General features: G+C 63.0%; 17 protein-coding genes. 10 read left to right on the top strand and 7 right to left on the bottom strand.

Annotation, left to right across the window (positions count from 1 at the left end; all coding sequences use genetic code 11):
* Nucleotides 1-35 precede the first annotated feature (35 nt).
* Together upp and E5X88_RS12680 are read right to left on the bottom strand one after the other, a co-directional pair.
* On the bottom strand, nucleotides 36-665 hold the full coding sequence (upp, locus tag E5X88_RS12685) for a uracil phosphoribosyltransferase (RefSeq protein WP_292161645.1): 630 nt from the start codon (nucleotides 663-665) through the stop codon (nucleotides 36-38).
* A 104-nt stretch (nucleotides 666-769) separates the two neighbouring features.
* Entirely contained in the window at nucleotides 770-1744 is a 975-nt protein-coding gene (locus tag E5X88_RS12680; protein ID WP_292161644.1) for an adenosine deaminase, read from the bottom strand.
* Between the two features lie 148 nt (nucleotides 1745-1892).
* Between E5X88_RS12680 and ubiE the strand changes: the two genes are divergently transcribed.
* The 6 genes from ubiE (at nucleotide 1893) to E5X88_RS12650 (ending at nucleotide 7547) form a co-directional block, all read left to right on the top strand.
* A complete protein-coding gene (ubiE, locus tag E5X88_RS12675) occupies nucleotides 1893-2669 on the top strand; it encodes a bifunctional demethylmenaquinone methyltransferase/2-methoxy-6-polyprenyl-1,4-benzoquinol methylase UbiE (protein WP_292161642.1) in 777 nt (258 codons plus the stop codon).
* 70 nt (nucleotides 2670-2739) lie between these two features.
* Nucleotides 2740-4314 (top strand): 2-polyprenylphenol 6-hydroxylase, encoded by a 1575-nt coding sequence (gene ubiB / locus E5X88_RS12670; RefSeq protein ID WP_292161641.1) that lies wholly within the window; start codon nucleotides 2740-2742, stop codon nucleotides 4312-4314.
* A gap of 126 nt (nucleotides 4315-4440) precedes the next feature.
* The gene (gene coaBC, locus E5X88_RS12665) at nucleotides 4441-5907 is read left to right on the top strand and encodes a bifunctional phosphopantothenoylcysteine decarboxylase/phosphopantothenate--cysteine ligase CoaBC (protein ID WP_292161639.1); all 1467 of its coding nucleotides are present in this window, start codon (nucleotides 4441-4443) and stop codon (nucleotides 5905-5907) included.
* Between the two features lie 183 nt (nucleotides 5908-6090).
* The gene (locus E5X88_RS12660; RefSeq protein ID WP_292161638.1) at nucleotides 6091-6738 is read left to right on the top strand and encodes a TetR/AcrR family transcriptional regulator; all 648 of its coding nucleotides are present in this window, start codon (nucleotides 6091-6093) and stop codon (nucleotides 6736-6738) included.
* On the top strand, nucleotides 6722-7258 hold the full coding sequence (locus tag E5X88_RS12655; RefSeq protein ID WP_292161637.1) for a DUF6151 family protein: 537 nt from the start codon (nucleotides 6722-6724) through the stop codon (nucleotides 7256-7258). Before E5X88_RS12660 ends, E5X88_RS12655 begins: the two co-directional genes overlap by 17 nt.
* The gene (locus tag E5X88_RS12650; protein ID WP_292161636.1) at nucleotides 7251-7547 is read left to right on the top strand and encodes a hypothetical protein; all 297 of its coding nucleotides are present in this window, start codon (nucleotides 7251-7253) and stop codon (nucleotides 7545-7547) included. Before E5X88_RS12655 ends, E5X88_RS12650 begins: the two co-directional genes overlap by 8 nt.
* Nucleotides 7548-7692: 145 nt before the next feature.
* On the opposite strand, the gene E5X88_RS12645 is transcribed toward E5X88_RS12650, so the two are convergent.
* On the bottom strand, nucleotides 7693-9129 hold the full coding sequence (locus E5X88_RS12645) for an MFS transporter (RefSeq protein WP_292161635.1): 1437 nt from the start codon (nucleotides 9127-9129) through the stop codon (nucleotides 7693-7695).
* A gap of 633 nt (nucleotides 9130-9762) precedes the next feature.
* Here E5X88_RS12645 and E5X88_RS12640 point away from each other — a divergent pair.
* The 4 genes from E5X88_RS12640 (at nucleotide 9763) to E5X88_RS12625 (ending at nucleotide 13651) form a co-directional block, all read left to right on the top strand.
* Nucleotides 9763-10089, top strand: a complete 327-nt coding sequence (locus E5X88_RS12640) for a hypothetical protein (protein ID WP_292161633.1) — start codon at nucleotides 9763-9765, stop codon at nucleotides 10087-10089.
* Nucleotides 10090-10229: 140 nt separating this feature from the next.
* Nucleotides 10230-11684, top strand: coding sequence for an efflux RND transporter periplasmic adaptor subunit (locus tag E5X88_RS12635; protein ID WP_292161630.1), 1455 nt, complete (start codon nucleotides 10230-10232; stop codon nucleotides 11682-11684).
* Nucleotides 11685-11691: 7 nt separating this feature from the next.
* Nucleotides 11692-12435, top strand: a complete 744-nt coding sequence (locus tag E5X88_RS12630; RefSeq protein ID WP_292161628.1) for an ABC transporter ATP-binding protein — start codon at nucleotides 11692-11694, stop codon at nucleotides 12433-12435.
* A 55-nt stretch (nucleotides 12436-12490) separates the two neighbouring features.
* Nucleotides 12491-13651 (top strand): ABC transporter permease, encoded by a 1161-nt coding sequence (locus E5X88_RS12625; RefSeq protein ID WP_292161625.1) that lies wholly within the window; start codon nucleotides 12491-12493, stop codon nucleotides 13649-13651.
* Between the two features lie 98 nt (nucleotides 13652-13749).
* Here E5X88_RS12625 and E5X88_RS12620 read toward each other — a convergent pair whose 3' ends face one another.
* From E5X88_RS12620 to E5X88_RS12605, 4 genes are all read right to left on the bottom strand, one after another.
* Nucleotides 13750-14223 carry a DUF992 domain-containing protein gene (locus E5X88_RS12620; protein WP_126034642.1) on the bottom strand — a complete coding sequence of 158 codons (474 nt, stop codon included), beginning with the start codon at nucleotides 14221-14223 and terminating at the stop codon, nucleotides 13750-13752.
* A 276-nt stretch (nucleotides 14224-14499) separates the two neighbouring features.
* Nucleotides 14500-15345: a tetratricopeptide repeat protein gene (locus E5X88_RS12615; RefSeq protein WP_292161624.1), complete on the bottom strand. Its 846-nt coding sequence runs from the start codon at nucleotides 15343-15345 to the stop codon at nucleotides 14500-14502.
* A gap of 147 nt (nucleotides 15346-15492) precedes the next feature.
* A complete protein-coding gene (gene rpsU / locus E5X88_RS12610) occupies nucleotides 15493-15759 on the bottom strand; it encodes a 30S ribosomal protein S21 (protein ID WP_023797519.1) in 267 nt (88 codons plus the stop codon).
* A 358-nt stretch (nucleotides 15760-16117) separates the two neighbouring features.
* Nucleotides 16118-16945, bottom strand: a complete 828-nt coding sequence (locus tag E5X88_RS12605) for a MurR/RpiR family transcriptional regulator (RefSeq protein WP_292161623.1) — start codon at nucleotides 16943-16945, stop codon at nucleotides 16118-16120.
* Nucleotides 16946-16993 lie beyond the last annotated feature (48 nt).

Below are 16993 nucleotides of genomic sequence, written 5' to 3'. Positions count from 1 at the left end.
GAAACCATGCATTTGCGTAAACGATCGGTAAACGATCACTTGGTGCCGTACATGCGGTCGCCGGCGTCGCCGAGGCCGGGCATGATGTAGCCCTTCTCGTTGAGCTGGCGGTCGATGGAAGCGGTGAAGACCGGGACATCGGGATGCGCCTCGGTGAAGCGCTCGATGCCCTCGGGCGCCGCCAGGAGACAGAGAAAGCGGATGTTGGTGGCGCCGCGTCCTTTCAGCTTGTCGATCGCCGCGATCGCCGAATTGGCGGTCGCCAGCATCGGGTCGACGACGATCACCAGCCGGTCGGCGAGATCGCTCGGCGCCTTGAAGAAATATTCGACCGCTTCCAGCGTCTCATGATCGCGGTAAAGACCGATATGGGCGACGCGCGCCGCCGGCACCAGATCGAGCAGGCCTTCGAGCAAGCCGTTGCCGGCGCGCAGCACCGAAGCGAAGACCAGCTTCTTGCCCTCCAGCGTCGGCGCTTCCATCGTCTCGATCGGCGTTTCGATCGTGGTCGTCGTCAGTTCGAGGTTGCGGGTGACCTCGTAGCCGAGCAGCAGCGAGATCTCGCGCAGCAGCCGCCGGAAGCCGGCCGTCGAGGTTTCCTTCTTGCGCATGATGGTCAGCTTGTGCTGGACAAGCGGGTGGTCGACGACTGTGACGCCCTTCATGGTGTTCTCCTGAAATTCCGGCTGCTTGGGCGAACCCTAGCGGCAATGCGCCGGCCAAGGAACTGTTTGCGATCACCGACCACAGTTTTTGCAGGAGGAGAGCGTTAGCGGGTGGTGCCGTTGAGGCGGGTGAGAAGCGCCGTCCTGGTCTTCTTGTCGACGAAGGCGGCCTCTATTGCGGTTCTGGTGACGGCGGCGAGCGCCTTGTCGTTCATCGAGAAATGCTCGGCGGCGATGTCGTATTCGCGCTTCAGCGACGTCCAGAAATAGGGCGGATCGTCGGAGTTGAGCGTCACCTTGCAACCCGCCGCCCGCAGTGCCGGAAAAGGGTGGTCGGCGAAACTGTCGAAGACCTTCAGCGCGATGTTGGAGCCGGGGCAGCATTCGAGCACGACACCTTCGTCGGCGATGCGCCGGACAAGGTCGGGGTTTTCGATGGCCCGCACGCCATGGCCGATGCGGGACGGGCGGATGTGGTCGAGTGCGGCCGCGACGCTCTCCCAGCCCATCAGTTCGCCGGCATGGACGGTGATGCCGAGACCGGCCTCGCGCGCGATTTCGAAGGCCCTGACATAGTCCTCCAGATCGCCTATCCGCTCGTCGCCGGCGACGCCGAAGCCGGTGACCAGCGGATGTCCGCAGCGGGCCGCGAAGCGTGCCGCCCGCTCGATCGATTCGACGCCGGCGTTGCGCACGCCGGTGACGATCATGCGGCCTTCGATGCCGGTCTTGGCCTTGGCGCGCGCAATGCCTTCGCCGAGCGCGTCCGTATAGGCCTTGGGCGACAGGCCGGCCTTCCCGGCGTGGTCCGGCGAGGTGAATATCTCGGAATAGATGGCGCCGTCGCGGGCGAGGCTGGTCAGGTAATGGTCGGCCAGCCGCGCATAATCCTCTTCGGTGCGGAACAGGTCGGAGGAGAAGTCATAGGCGGCAAGGAAGGAGGTGAAATCGTGCCAGACGAAAGAGCCGTTCTGAATGTAGGGCGAAGTGTCCTTACCATATTTCTGCGCCTGGCGGATGACGAGTTCGGGCGCCGCTGCCCCTTCGATATGGCAGTGCAGTTCCGCTTTCAAAGGCATGCAGTCATCCCGTCAGTTCAGCCCGGGCCGTGGACCCACAAGCATGTTTCCACGGCCCGGGAGCGCGGCCGAACACCGCGCCTTAAACAATAGCGTCCGCACCATCGATCGGCTATGGTCCCGCCGGTTTTATGGCGGATCAAAAATAATGTCGGTTGAGAGAACCACGGCCGTTGGCGGCATGGAGACCTCCTATGGTTTCAAGCGTGTGGGGGCGGGCGAGAAGCAGTCCCTGGTCAACGACGTTTTCCACAAGGTGGCGAACCGCTACGACCTGATGAACGACCTGATGTCGGCCGGCCTGCACCGGCTGTGGAAGGACGCGATGGTAGCATGGCTCAATCCACCGAAACGACCGGGCTGGAGCGTTCTCGACGTTGCCGGCGGCACCGGCGACATCGCCTTTCGCATCGTCGAGGCGAGCGGCAGGAACGCCCATGTCACGGTTCTCGACATCAACGGCTCTATGCTCGCCGTCGGCCGCGAGCGGGCCGAGAAAAAGGGCCTGACGGCAAATACCGATTTCGTCGAGGCCAATGCCGAGGAACTGCCTTTCGCTGACGCCACATTCGACGCCTACACGATCGCCTTCGGCATTCGCAATGTGCCGCGCATCGATGTGGCGCTTGCGGAAGCCTATCGCGTGCTGAAGCCCGGCGGACGCTTTCTCTGCCTCGAATTTTCCGAGGTCGACATGCCGCTGCTCGATAAGGTCTATGAGGCGTGGTCGTTCAACGCCATCCCCAGGATCGGCAAGGTGGTCACCGGTGACGACGAGCCCTATTCCTATCTGGTCGAATCGATCCGCAAATTCCCCAATCAGCAGAATTTTGCGGCGATGATTTCCCGGGCCGGCTTCGACCGCGCCTCTTTCCGCAATTATTCCGGCGGCATCGCTGCGCTTCATTCGGGCTGGAAGCTTTGAGGCTGGCCCGTATTTTTCATATTCGGTGTGCCCTTCGCCGGTCTAGGAGATCGGCGGGGCAAGGGCAGTCATGAGCAGGCTTGGCGCGGGTTTCAGGCTCGTACGGGCCGGCTGGGTGCTGGTCCGCGAAGGCGTCGTGGCGGCCTTGCCGGGCGACGAGCTCTCCGGCCTGCCGAAATTCGGCTGGCGGATGGCACGGCTGTTCACCCGCCGCCGCGCGCTTGCCTATGAGCGTGGCGACCGGCTGGCCAAGGCGGTCGTCCGGCTCGGCCCATCCTACGTCAAGCTCGGCCAGTTCCTGGCGACGCGGCCCGATGTCGTCGGCAACGACATAGCGCTCGACCTCGCCATGCTGCAGGACAAGATGCAGACATTTCCGCAGGCCGAGGCCATAGCGGCGATAGAGGCTTCGCTTGGGCGCAAGGTCGGCGAGCTCTACGCCAGTTTCGGCGAAGCGGTCGCCGCTGCCTCGATTGCGCAGGTCCATACCGCCGAAACCCTGCAGAACGGCGTCGGTTCGCGGGTGGCGGTGAAGGTCATCCGGCCGGGCGTGCGGCGCCGTTTCTTTCGCGATCTCGAAAGCTATTTTCTCGCTGCCCGCCTCCAGGAGAAATACATCCCGTCGTCGCGCCGGCTGCGGCCGGTCGAAGTGACCGAGACGCTGGCGCAGACCACCAAGATCGAAATGGATCTGAGGCTCGAGGCGGCAGCGCTTTCGGAGCTCGGCGAGAACACCAAGGACGATCCCGGCTTTCGCGTGCCGACGGTCGATTGGGAACGCACCGGCCGCGACGTGCTGACCATGGAATGGGTCGACGGCATCAAGTTGAACGACATTGCCGGCCTCGCTGCCGCGGGCCACGACCTGAAGGCGATCGCCGCCAATCTGATCCAGTCGTTCCTGCGCCAAACGCTGCGCGACGGTTTCTTCCACGCCGACATGCATCCGGGAAACCTGTTCGTCGAGGCCGACGGCACCATCGTCGCCGTCGATCTCGGCATTGCCGGGCGGCTCGGCAAGAAGGAGCGCCGGTTCCTCGCCGAAATCCTCTACGGCTTCATCACCCGCGACTATCTGCGCGTCGCCGAAGTGCATTTCGAGGCCGGCTACGTGCCGCGCCAGCACAATGTCGCGGCCTTCGCCCAGGCGATCCGGGCGATCGGCGAGCCGATCCACGGCCAGCCGGCCGATACCATTTCGATGGCCAAGCTGCTGACGCTTCTGTTCGAGGTGACCGACCTCTTCGATATGGCGACACGATCCGAGCTGGTGCTGCTGCAGAAGACCATGGTCGTGGTCGAGGGTGTTGCTCGCACGCTCGACCCGGCCTTCAACATGTGGAAGACGTCCGAACCGGTTGTCGGCGGCTGGATATCGGGCAATCTCGGCCCGCGCGCTCTGCTGGCCGACGCACGCGACGGTGCCAACGCGCTGCTGGCGCTGGCTCGCCAGGCGCCGGACCTTGCCGCTCGCACCGAGCGGCTGTCGTGCGAGATCGATTTGATGGCCGAGCACGGCCTGCGCTTCGACCAAAAGACTGCGCGCGCCATCGGCAAGGCCGAGGCGCGCTATAGCAGATCCGGCCGGCTGGCGCTGTGGGTGATCGCGCTGACGCTGGTCTACATTGCGTGGCGGATTTTCTAGAGCCTGATCCATAGCCTTTTCTGAAAACCCGTCTCCACCGCGATTCTGGATCATGGCTAGCGGCTTGCCCTGAATTGATAGCATTGCTATCATTGCATTCAACGTTGCTAGCAAAAGTGCAATCATATGGCCAGCATCACCATTCGCAACCTCGATGACGAGGTCAAGGACCTGCTGCGCCGGCTGGCGGCAGAGAATGACCGGTCGATGGAAGAACAGGCGCGGATCATGATCCGGGCCGCGGTCGAAGGACAACTCGGTCCGGCCGGCCGCATCGAGCAGATCGAGAAAACCCTCCGCGAATTGACAGGCTCGCACGGTCCGGCCACGCCAGTTGCTGCGGTATCCAACCAGACCCCGCGAGGCAGCCTCTCCGGCAAGCGCATCCTGCTGATCATCGGCGGCGGCATCGCCGCCTATAAGGCGCTGGACCTGATCCGTCGGCTGCGCGAGCGGGGCGCCGCGGTGCGGGTGGTGATGACCTCAGCCGCGCAGGAGTTCGTCACTACGCTGTCGGTCGGAGCGTTGTCCGCCGACCGCGTCTTCACCGATCTGTTCGACCGCAACGACGAGCACGATGTCGGCCATATCAGGCTGTCGCGCGAGGCCGATCTTGTGGTGGTGGCGCCGGCCACCGCCGACCTGATGGCGAAGCTTGCCAACGGCCATGCCAACGACCTCGGCTCCACAGTGCTCATCGCCACCGACAAGCCGGTCTTGATGGCGCCCGCCATGAACCCGAAAATGTGGTCGCATCCGGCGACGCGGCGCAACCGCGCGACGTTGCAGAAGGACGGGATTGCATTCGTCGGCCCGGCAAAGGGCGAGATGGCCGAGAGCAACGAGGCGGGCGAGGGCCGTATGGCCGAGCCGCTGGAGATCGTCGCCGCGATCGAGGCGCTGCTCGATATCAGGCCGAAGCCACTGGCAGGCAGAAAAATCATCGTCACCTCAGGACCTACGCATGAGCCGATCGACCCGGTGCGCTACATCGCCAATCGTTCGTCCGGCAAGCAGGGTCATGCCATCGCGGCGGCGCTGGCAAGGCTGGGCGCCGATGTGCGCCTCGTCTCCGGTCCGGTCGGCATTGCCGATCCGGTGGGCGTCACCACGCTCCACGTCGAAACCGCGAATGAGATGAAGGACGCGGTCGAACAGCTGCTGCCGGCTGACGCGGCTGTGTTCGTCGCGGCGGTGGCTGACTGGCGCAGCGTGACCTCGGCCGGGGAGAAGATCAAGAAGGTGGCGGGCGAGGGGCCGCCGGCACTGCAGATGGTCGAAAACCCCGATATTCTTGCCGGTGTCGGTCATCACAGGCAGCGGCCCAGCCTGGTCGTCGGCTTCGCCGCCGAGACGCAGGATCTCGTCAGGAACGCCGAGGCCAAGCTCAGGAAGAAAGGCGCCGACTTCATCGTCGCCAATGACGTGTCCCACGAAGGCGCAGGATCTCCGGGCGTGATGGGCGGCGACCGCAACAAGGTGCGGATCGTCTCGAAAGCCGGCATCGACGAATGGCCCGAGATGAGCAAGGGCGAGGTGGCGACGCGGCTCGCCGCCTTGATTGCCGAGCGGCTGAAGACGATCGTCGTCTAGGACCCATCAATTCGGTTAAGCGTTACGGCCGCTTCGAGCCCCGGGCTCTCGCCGCGATGCGGAGAATGGCTGCGTCCCGTCTGATATCAGGCTGAGCGTAGGTGGAGCCGGTGTAGCTGTTCCGTAGCGCAGCACGGCAAGCCTGGTCGTTGACATATACCGACTGTATGGTATGTATCCGATATGCCCAGACCAACCAAACAGTCCCCCGAACGCGGCAGCGCTCGTATCAGGCTCCTCGAGGCGGCGCGGGATATCATCCGCGCAAAAGGCTTCGCCGCCACCACCGTCGATGACCTCTGCAGAACGGCCGCTGTCACAAAAGGGGCGTTCTTCCATAACTTTGGCAGCAAGGATGCTCTGGGAATCGCGGCGGCCGAATTCTGGGCAGAGACGACGTCCGGTTTCTTTGCAGCCGCGCCGTATCACGATCCGGCCGATGCCCTGGAGCGCGTTCTCGCCTATGTCGCTTTCCGCAAGGCGATCATCGCGGGCGACCTCGCCGAGTTTACCTGTCTGGTCGGAACCATGGCGCAGGAGGTCTACGCAAGCGCCCCTGACATTCGCGATGCCTGTGGCCGCAGCATCTTCGGCCATACGGCCACGCTGGAGGCCGACATCGAGGCCGCGCGGCGGGATCATGGTATCACGGACGATTGGACGGCCGAGAGCCTCGCACGATACACGCAAGCCGTCATCCAGGGCGGGTTCATCCTCGCCAAGGCAGGGAACGATCCCGCGCTTGCGCAAGAAAGTCTCGACCATCTCGACCGGTATATCCGGCACCTGTTTCACGTCGCGGAGGATGACACAGATGAGTGGAGCCACTGAGATCGGATGCGCCTGCGGACGGACACGCTTCGAGGTGCTGGGAGCACCGATCCTCGTGTCCGAATGCCTATGCAACAGCTGCAGGGCTGCCGCGGATCGTCTTGCGACGCTCCCCGGCGCAAGGAACATCCTTACATCCTATGGCGCAACGCCTAGCGCAGAATATCGCAAGGATCGAGTCCGGATCCTGTCCGGCGCGAAGCATCTGAGTGAGTTCCGGCTGTCGGCCGATGCGGGTTCGCGCCGTGTCGTCGCGACCTGCTGCAATACGCCGGTTTTCCTGGAACTGAAGGGCGCGCACTGGCTGAGCATCTATCTGCACCTCTGGCCGGACGAGGCGCGGCCGAGAGCCGAAATGCGAACGATGACTGGCGACCTGCCCGATGCTTCCAACCTGCCGAACGACATTCCCAATCTGAAAAGCCATACGGTGTCCTTCTATGCAAAGCTTCTGGGAGCGTGGGCCGCCATGGGATTTCGGAACCCGAAGGTCGAATTGGTGAGGAAGATCGATGCCTGACGACAAGATCGAAATCGAGAACGTCAACATCCCCGGGCGGACCGAACGGGTTGATCGCGCGAAATACATGGCGATGCGCACTGCGCTTCTGACCGCCTTGCCGAGCGAGTCGCCTGGACTGAAAGTCGCAGACGCGAAAGAGGCGCTTCTGCCCCTGCTTGACGACGACCTCTTTCCGCAAGGCAAGACGGCTGGATGGTGGTTGAAAGCCGTCCAGCTCGACCTCGAGGCAAAAGGCGTCATCAAACGCGCGCCTCATAAGCCGGTTCATCTCTACAGGATAGACTGATGATCGGCTCGGCCTGACCTGATCTCAAGGCGCCTAACGCATGTCGCGCAAAAGTGTGCAGCGGTTTTGCGATAACGACAGGCATCAAAACAAGAGCTTAGAGCGCGTCGCATGAATCCGTTCAAATGCGACGCGCTTTAGGCGCCTATCCCGGTGCTTCCTGTGGCCGGGCCGCCGGCCCCGAAATCCTGAGGGCGGCGAGGCACCCGACAATCCCGAGCGGCACGAAGGCGAGGAACAGCCAGGCAGCGACATTTGCCGCGGCCTCACGGTTCAGGCCTTCGGAGAAACCGCTGGCGTTGGCGACGATGCCGGTCAGTGCCGCACCCACCGCATAGCCGATGCGCTGCATCGTCGGCACGGCGGCGGAGGCGATCGTCTGCTCGTCGTTCCTGGCCGATGCCACGATCACGCGCGTGACGAAGGGCCAGGCAATGCCGAAGCCGCCGCCTTGCAGCAAGGCGCAAAACAGGATCAGCGGAATCGAACCCGCCGGCACCGCATAGGCGAAGCCGGCGATGCCCGTCGCGATCATCAGCGCGCCGCCGGTGATGATCAGTCGTTCGCGCTCCGGCGGGGCATTGGCGACGAGGATCGACAGGATCGACCAGGCGATCGATTCGGCGGCGATGATATAGCCGGTGGTCAGGATCGGAATGCCGTGCAGGCTGGTCAGCAGCAGCGGTCCGTAGACGGCGAAGGAACAGGTCGCCACCGAAAAGGCGGCGACCATGGTCATGCCTGCGCCAACCGGCGAACGCCATGAGAACAGCCGCGACGGGAACAGTCGCGAGGCCGGCTTCAGCGCGTCGATGCGGATGAACAGCGCGAGGCCTGCCAGGCCGAGGGTGAGCAGCAGGGACGAGCGCAGCAGGGCAATGTCGACACCGGCTGTGGCGATCAGCACGACGCTGACGGCAAGGCAGCCGAGCGCGGCAAAGGGGAAGGGCGGCGCCACCCCAACGATCGCGCGCGGCCCGGTCGCCTCGGGTGTGTTAAGCACGATGAAGCTCGCCAGCGCCATGGTCGTGCCGCCGAGCGTGAAGATGCCGAAAGCCCAGCGCCAGGAGAGCAGCTCGGTCATCAACGCACCCAGAATCGGCCCGCTGAAGGCGGCAACGCCCCAGATCGCCGACATGACGCCGAACAGCTGCGGCCAGATGATGCGTGGAAACAGCCGCTCGACCGAGACGAAGGCCAGCGAGACCAGCGCGCCGCCGCCAAGCCCCTCGATCAGGCGCCCGGCCAGGAACAGCGGCATGGAGGGCGCGATGGCGCAGACCAGGGCACCGGCCGCGTAGAGCAGGGCGGCCACCACCATGTTGGTGCGCAGCGCGACATAACTCACCAGCCGTCCGGCGGCGGCACCGGCGACGATGGCGCCGAGCTCGTAGATCGCCAGCGACCAGCCGACCAACTGCACGCCGGCGAGTTCGCCGACCATGGCCGGCATCACCGTCGCCACCATCGTCTCGTTGGTGGCATGCAGCAGGATGCCAAGGCTGATGAAGCAGAAGCGCGCCAGATCGCCGCTCGCCCACAGCGCCCGCCAGTCGACCTTGTTTGTGCTGGTCTCGGTCACCCCGCCCTCCCGAACTTTCTTATACGCCGATTCAAAATGGTGTAACGCTCTTCGCGTCCAAATGGACACGCGGCGCTTCGGGAACGGCTTGTAAGACCTCAACCGCAGTTGAGCTCAAGCGGTTTTTTTTCGGGTGCGCTGAGGATGCTGATCAAGGCGGGAAGCCAGGGTGATCGTGCATCCCGGCTCCACTATCAATCCGCTGTGCCGCGCAACTGGAACGGGCTGACACCGATGGCGATGTTGGCGCCGCTTTACTGAATCGATTTAGCGGCACGTCAACCGGCGTATGTCCTAGATACTTGTTGCCAGCTTCCGTAGATATGGTTAATATATTAGCAATAGGAAATATTATCCTGCTTGCAGCCGCACTGGAGCACGACAATGAGCGCTGCTGATTTGCGCAGGCTAGGCATTGCGGCGGTTCTATGCGCCGCAGAAGGCCCTTCACCCGGAAGAGTCTTGGGAGGCCCGGCAGCTTAACTCGCTGCTGGCGGCCTCATAACTTCCGCATCTCCCACGGCATGATCGATCGAGCCGGATCGAGGGCTTTCTTGCGCCCTCATGCTGCCGACCAGTGCCAGAGATGGCCTGTGCAGCACCCTCTAGCTCTGGCAAAATTCGGAGGAGAACATGATTGTTGGACATAGTGGTTTAAAGCTGGCCGCGATTGCGGCTTTCATGGGTGGGGCACTGTTGCTCGGACCAGGCGGAGCGCTGGCGCAGAACCTCTGTCCTGGCGTGTCGGCGACGCAGTGCACAGACTTCTGCGGCGCCGCTGGCGTGGCCTCTTGTACAAAGACAGGATCGGTTCCGGACTGCGTATGCAATGAGACCACGAAGGATGTGAATGGCAATGCGTTCGGCACGGCAACGCAGGATACGGCTGACGGCAAGGGCAACATCGGCAACAAGACCGAGACGGGCTGCGAGGGTAATCAAGGCCAATGCAAGCAGTAATATCCAGAACCATACAATATTCATCTATACGACGGGCTTCTGATAGTCTTGTCATATAGGTGGAGTAAATTATATATGCCAAGAACAGATTAAAGTCGGAAGGGATTACCTTTCCCTTCCGACTTGGAGATGGTCAGAACATGATGCGCAGCATTCTGTTCGTTACGGCAATCCTCGGCGCGGCCGTGACGCCCGGGAGTTCAACGGGACCGACGCCATCGGCGACTTCCGGCCAGGTTTTGTCGGCCTTCAATCACCTCTCAGCTCTGCTCAAACCGTCCTCCATCAGGCCCGATACCCTCGCCTATCGCTCGCAAGCCGTGGAGCGCGGCGATATCGTCACAACGGTGCAGGCGGCTGGCACGCTGAACGCACTGGTTATGGTGGAAGTCGGTTCTCAGCTCTCGGGTCGGGTGAAGGAACTCTATGTCGACTTCAACTCCAAGGTCACCAAAGGCCAGGTCATAGCCCGGGTTGAGCCGGAAATTTACGAAGCGAGAGTAGCGCAAGCCCTTGCCGAACGGGAGATGGCCCAAACGCAGGTTTCCGTGCAGCGGGCCCAGATCGAGCGGGCCAGGGCAGAGATGGAGACCGCCGCGGCCAGATATGATTCTGCCGCGGCACAGACTGCACGCGCCGAAATCGCGCTCGATGGTGCGGCGCAGGAAGTGAACCGCAAGCGTTCCCTGGCCAAGCAGAAGATCATCGCGCTGGGTGAATGGGAGCGGGAGAATACCGAGCACAATTCTGCCAAGGCGCAGGCGACTGCCGCCCAGGCGGAGGAACTGTCGCAATCGGCAGCCGTTCGAGCCGCCAAGGCGACACTCAACATGGCCGAAGCGGAGCTCGCCAACACGCTTGCCCAGGTGAAGCAGAAGGAAGCGATGCTTCAGCAGGCCCAAATCGATCTTGACCGCACCTATGTACGCGCGCCGGTCACCGGCACTGTGGTCGATCGCGCCGTCAGTGGCGGTCAGACCCTTGCGGCTAGCCTGCAGACACCGATCCTGTTCACCATAGCCCAGGACCTGACTGAGATGCAGGTGGAGGCTTCGGTGGTGGAAGCCGATATCAGCCGTTTTGCGCTTGGGCAGCCGGTTACTTTCACCGCCGATGCCTATCCAGACCGAGTTTTCACCGGCACGGTCAAGCAGATACGCAAAGCGCCGCAGGTCGTTCAAAATGTCGTCACATACGTCGTGGTGGTCGGCACGGAAAATTCCGATGAGCTGCTGTTGCCGGGCATGACCGCCAATCTGAGCGTGGTAGTGGCTAAGCGACAGGGCATCTTGAAAGTGCCCAATGCGGCTCTGCGTTTCCGGCCGCCGAGTGATACCGGGGACGAGGCGCGCTCAACCGCGCCGGCCATTGCCGAAACGGGCGTAGAGGCAGGAAGCCCGGGCGAGGTCTTTGTAATTGGGCCAGACCGCGAGCCGAAGCTGGTTTCGCTCCGGCTTGGAATCACCGACGGTCGTGCGACGGAGGTGCAGGCAGGCGACCTGACCGAGGGGCAGCAGGTCCTTATAGGGCTTGCCACTGCTCCGCGTCGGGACGATGACGCGTCTTCAGTCCTGGTCAAGTTCCGGCTGCGGTGAGGCATCCATGGCCCTGATCGAAATCGACCGGCTGCGCCATTGCTACAGAGTTGGCGGAGGCCCGGTGTGGGCGCTCGAAGGCGTGAGCATGACGATTCAACGAGGCGAATTCATCGCGGTGGTCGGACCTTCGGGGTCGGGCAAGTCTACCTTCATGAACATTCTGGGCTGTCTCGACAGCCCCAGCGAAGGTCGCTATCGGCTGAACGGGGTTTACGTCGGCGGACTCCATCACGACGAGCTCGCCGCGATCCGCAATCGCAATATCGGTTTCGTGTTTCAGTCGTTCAATCTGCTGCCGCGGGCCAGCGCATTGGAAAATGTGGAACTGCCGCTTGTCTATCGCCGCATGTGGGCTGGAGAACGGCGGCGCGCAGCCCTGGCGATGCTGGCCAAAGTAGGGCTCGCCGATCGGGCCAGACATACTCCTGCCGAACTCTCGGGCGGACAACAGCAGCGCGTTGCCATTGCCCGTGCTCTGGTGACGGAGCCTTTGCTTCTGCTCGCCGATGAACCCACCGGTGCGCTCGACAGCCAGACCGGGCTGGAGATCATGGCAATTTTCCGCCACCTCAATGGAGAGGGCCTGACCATTGTGCTGGTCACCCATGAGGCCGAGATAGCTGCCCATGCCGATCGCATTGTGGCCTTTCGAGACGGTCGCGTTGTGTCCGACACCCCTGTCGCGCAACAGGCCCGATCTTTGGGTAACACTCGCCATCTATCGCTGGCTTACAACAATGTCCGGTAGCACAAGAACGGCCCTGCGGTCATTACGCTCCCATCATCTGCGCAGCGCGCTCACCATGTTGGGCATCATCATCGGCGTCGCCGCCGTCGTGGTGATGATCGCGATCGGGGTTGGTGCACGCGAACGCATCGCAGCCCAGATCCGCAGCCTCGGCGCCAATCTCATCAGCATCAGTCCAGGCAGTGCGAAGATGGGCAGTGTCCGGCTTGGGGCCGGTGGCGCGCCGCGGCTGAGTGAAGAGGACGCGGCGGCGATCGGAATGGAAATCCCCGGCGTCGTGGTGGCGGCGCCACTCCTCCACGCCCGCGAGCAGTTCACGATCGGCTCCGCCAATTGGCAAGGCGTGCTTCGCGGCGTGACGCCGGGATATTTCTCAGCGCGCGAGTGGCGGGTTACTGCCGGGCAGGAGATGACCCCGGAGGACAACAACCGCGTCGCCAACGTGGTGCTCCTCGGAACGACGATGCGGCAGAAGTTGTTCGGAAAAGCCGACCCGCTAGGCGCCGCGATCCGCATCCGCGAGGTGCCGTTCACGGTGATCGGACTGCTGGAGCGGAAGGGCCAGAGCGTATGGGGCGATGATCAGGACGATATCGCACTTGTGCCGCTGAGGACGGCGCGACGTCAGTTCATCGGCACGAGCCGTGCCAATCCGACCTTCGTCCACAACATCACGGTTAAGTTCGCCGATTGGGCCTCGGCCGAGGCCACGATGGCAGCTATCCGCGACCTTCTGTGGCAGCGCCACCGGTTGCGGACGGGTCAGGAAGACAGCTTCATCGTGAGCAACCTCGCCGAAGCTGCGAATGTCGAGGGTTCGACCACGCGCGTGGTGTCGCTGCTGCTTTCGGCGGTGGCCTCAATCTCGCTGGTGGTGGGCGGGATCGGCATCATGAACATCATGCTGGTGACGGTGACGGAGCGGGTCCGCGAGATCGGACTGCGGCTTGCGGTCGGCGCGCGACGGCGAGATATCCTTGCCCAGTTTCTCGTTGAGGCCGCAACGCTGGCCTTGCTCGGCGGTATTCTAGGTGCGGCTATCGGGATTGCTGCGGCAATCGCTGTTGGCTCTATCGCCCAATGGCCGGTGATCATCGACCTCAGCGCCGTCCTGCTGGCTGTCGGCTTTGCGGCGGCTGTAGGCGTCTTCTTCGGCTATTATCCCGCCCGCAAGGCCGCAAGCCTACAGCCGATCGAAGCGCTGCGCGCGGAATGATCGGCACGGATAGCTGAATCCTCTGCGTCCCCACAAAATCATGCGGCGCGGAACGTCTTATCCTGTTCCGCGCCGCGCTCAGAGCCACGCTATGCCGCTTATTTGTACGAGTGGATCAGCTCCAGCGACGTGACGGCGACCGCCAGGTTGACGCCGGTCTGCGCCTGTACGTTGAGAGGCTGCAGCGAAAAGGCGCTGTTCAATCCGCCGACCAGAAGGTTGGCACCGCCGCCGGTCACCACGCTGGCCTCGGCGTTGACGCCATAGTAGCTGCCGGCAAGATCGCCGGAAGCACGGTTGCCGGTGGCTGCCAGAACCGCCCATATCAATTCGCCCTGATGCGTCTTGCCGACGTCGACGCCAAGCTTGGAAATGACCCCGGTATAGGCTTCGGAAGGGCCGCCATGATGGGGGCGAAAGGTGCAGGTCACGCCTTTGTTGGACGTGACGATATAGCCGGTGCCACCGTCGATGGTGCAGTCGAGCACGCCGAGCTGAAGCCTGCCCGCGCTGGCAGGGGCGGCGAGAACCGTAGCGGCGAGGCCGGCGGCGCAGGCGAGTTTCTTGATCATGGGAGGGTCCTTTCGCGAATTGCCTTGAACAACGGCTAAGCGTCGCGAGCGTTCCGCCGAAAACTTGGCGCGATCAAGGCGAGCGTTAACGCATGTCGCCCAAAAGTCTTGAACCGAGGGCGCGTAGCGGTTTGGGACAACGACATGCATAAAAACAAAAACTAGAAGCACATCGCATGAATTCCATTACATGCGATGCGCTTTAATGCGCAGTCCTCGATCGTTTCGAAGGCATGCCAAGCGGCAGGCCTGCCATATCAGGCCGGACGCCGCCGGTCAGCCGGCGCCGGTGCGCGCCAGGCCATCCTTGGCCGGCTGGTAGGTGGGGTTGAGGCGCACGGCCTCGCGGTAGGATTTCGCCGCCTTCACCTTGTCGCCGCGCCGTTCGTAGATCAGCGCCTGGTTGGACCAAGCCTCGGCGTTCTTGCCGTCGAGCTTGATCGCCATGTTGATGTCCGCGAAGGCATTGTCCTCGTCGTTCGTGGCGAGGTAGGAAAGGCCGCGGCCATTATAGGGCTCGGCGGCGTCCGGTGCCAGGGAGATGGCGGTCGAGAAATCCTCGATGGCGAAGGCATGCTGGCCCTGGCTCTGATAGATCAGGCCGCGATTGTGGTAGGCGCGGGCATCTGTGGTGTCGAGCTGGATCGCCTTCTGGAAATCGTTGAATGCTTCCTGGGTGCGGCCGGCCCTGCGGTAGAGATTGCCACGGCCGATATAAGCGGCGTCATAGTTGGAATTGATCTGGATCGAGTGGTTGTAGTCGGCAAGTGCGGCCGCCTGGTCGCCGAGGAAGCGATGGATGAGAGCGCGGTTCGAATAGGCCTGGTAGAAATTCGGATTGAGTTGGATGGCGGTGTTGAAGTCCTTGAGTGCCGCCTGGTACTGGCCGCCGCGGCCATAGGCCGAGCCGCGCACATTGTAGCCTTCCGGATCCTGGGGGCTGCGCTGGATCACGGCCGATAGCGAGGAAATGTTCTCGGCCGACCCTTGTGCCTTGTCGATGTTGTTGAATCCGGCGGTCGGGGCTGTCTGGCAGCCGGCAAGCACCAGGCCAGAAAGTAGGGCTGCCGTCAGGGCGAAGCCGCGCATTGCGGTTCTGCGCTCCAGGCTTGTTGCGTTCATGTCTGCTCTGTCCTCACTGCCGCCGCGCCGTCAGGTTCTCTCTTCGAACCGGCCTCCCCGAACCAGATCGAATTCAAAACAAAAAGGTGGCGGCGATTACGCATCGCGCCACCCCGGGTATCCTTCGAAAAGGACGAAAAATTGACGTCAGAACCGCGGCGGACGCGGAGCACCAGCAGCACCGGCCGCCACCGGGCGCGGCGTCATCGGCAACAGGCCTTCGCGCTGGGCGCGCTTGCGGGCCAGCTTGCGGGCGCGGCGAACGGCTTCCGCCTTCTCACGCGCGCGCTTCTCGGAAGGCTTCTCGTAATGTCCACGCATCTTCATTTCGCGGAAGATGCCTTCGCGCTGCATCTTTTTCTTGAGCGCGCGAAGCGCCTGGTCAACATTGTTGTCGCGGACGAGTACCTGCACGGGCAATCCTGTCTTTCGGGTTTGATATCAATAGGCAAACGGCCATAGCCACCAGCCTCCGCAGTGGGCTACACCACGAATTGCGGCGGCTGATAGCAGAATCATGCCGCTTTGTCCACTGCCGAAACGAAAAACCCGCCTAACGGCGGGTCGTCAGCGCAAATCAGCACCGTATCTAAATCAATAGCATAACTGCCGTCAGAAAGCAATCGATTGATCGCGAGCTCGGGCAGTGTGGTCTGCCTTTTAAGGCAGGGCGTAAGAACAATGTCCTGAGGTGCTCACGCAACAGCGCAGGTGCGGGCCGCTGCGTTCCGGACGACCCCAGCCGCAGGTCCCGGTTCAAGTCGCGTCGGTTTTACCGCAGGCTTTCCAACTCGCGGATGCGTTTGGCGCTGTCGGCCTCGAGCTGCCGGGTGACGGCGCCGATCAGGGTTTCGGCAACGACGAAAAGGGCCGCCGAGGAGTCCCAGGCCGAGGGCACGGCGGTGCGCCCGGCGATGACATGGCGGGCGAAGCGGGCGATCGGCGACAGCCACTGGTCGGTGAACAGCACGATCTGCACGCCGCGCTGATGCGCCGTTTCGGCAAAGCGGACAAGGCTGTCCTGGTAGCGCCTGATGTCGAAGATCACCAGCACGTCGCGCTTGCCCATGTCGATCAGCCGGTCGCGCCAGATGCTCTCCTGCCCGGCCAGGTGAAAGACGTTGGGCTGGACGATGGCGAGGTGGGCGGCCATGTAGCGTGCCAGCGGGTCGGTGAAGCGGCCGCCGATCAGGTACGTCTTGCCGCGCCGGTCGGCAAGCTTTGCGACGATGTCGGCAAGCTGTTTGTCGGACAGGTGTCTGAACGTCTCGCGCATGTTGTCGAGCGTCGCCTCCAGCATCGGCGACACCGCGCTTCCGCCCAACGACGACGGATTGAGCGTCCGCGATGCCGGCGACTGCAATTGCGCCGCCAGCTCGTCCTGCAGCGTTGACTGGAATTCCGGGTAATTCTGGAAGCCGAGCCGGGCGACGAAACGCAGGATCGTCGGCGAGGAGACGCCGGCGGCAGCTGAGAACTCGGCGGCCGTCTTCAGGCCGATCAGCGGGTAGTTGGCGATCAGCGTCTGTGCGGCGCGACGCTCGCCTGCCGGCATCGTGCCGATACGGTCCGAGATCAGTTCGGCAATGCTGGAAATCATCTTTTCCCCACCCCTGGCTGTTTTGCCGAAATCGCATTTGACAAAACC

Origin of the sequence: Mesorhizobium sp. (assembly GCF_004962245.1) — a bacterium.
Lineage (GTDB): Bacteria > Pseudomonadota > Alphaproteobacteria > Rhizobiales > Rhizobiaceae > Mesorhizobium.
The sequence above is the reverse complement of the archived record's forward strand: the minus strand, read 5'-3'. Positions and strand labels throughout refer to the sequence as shown.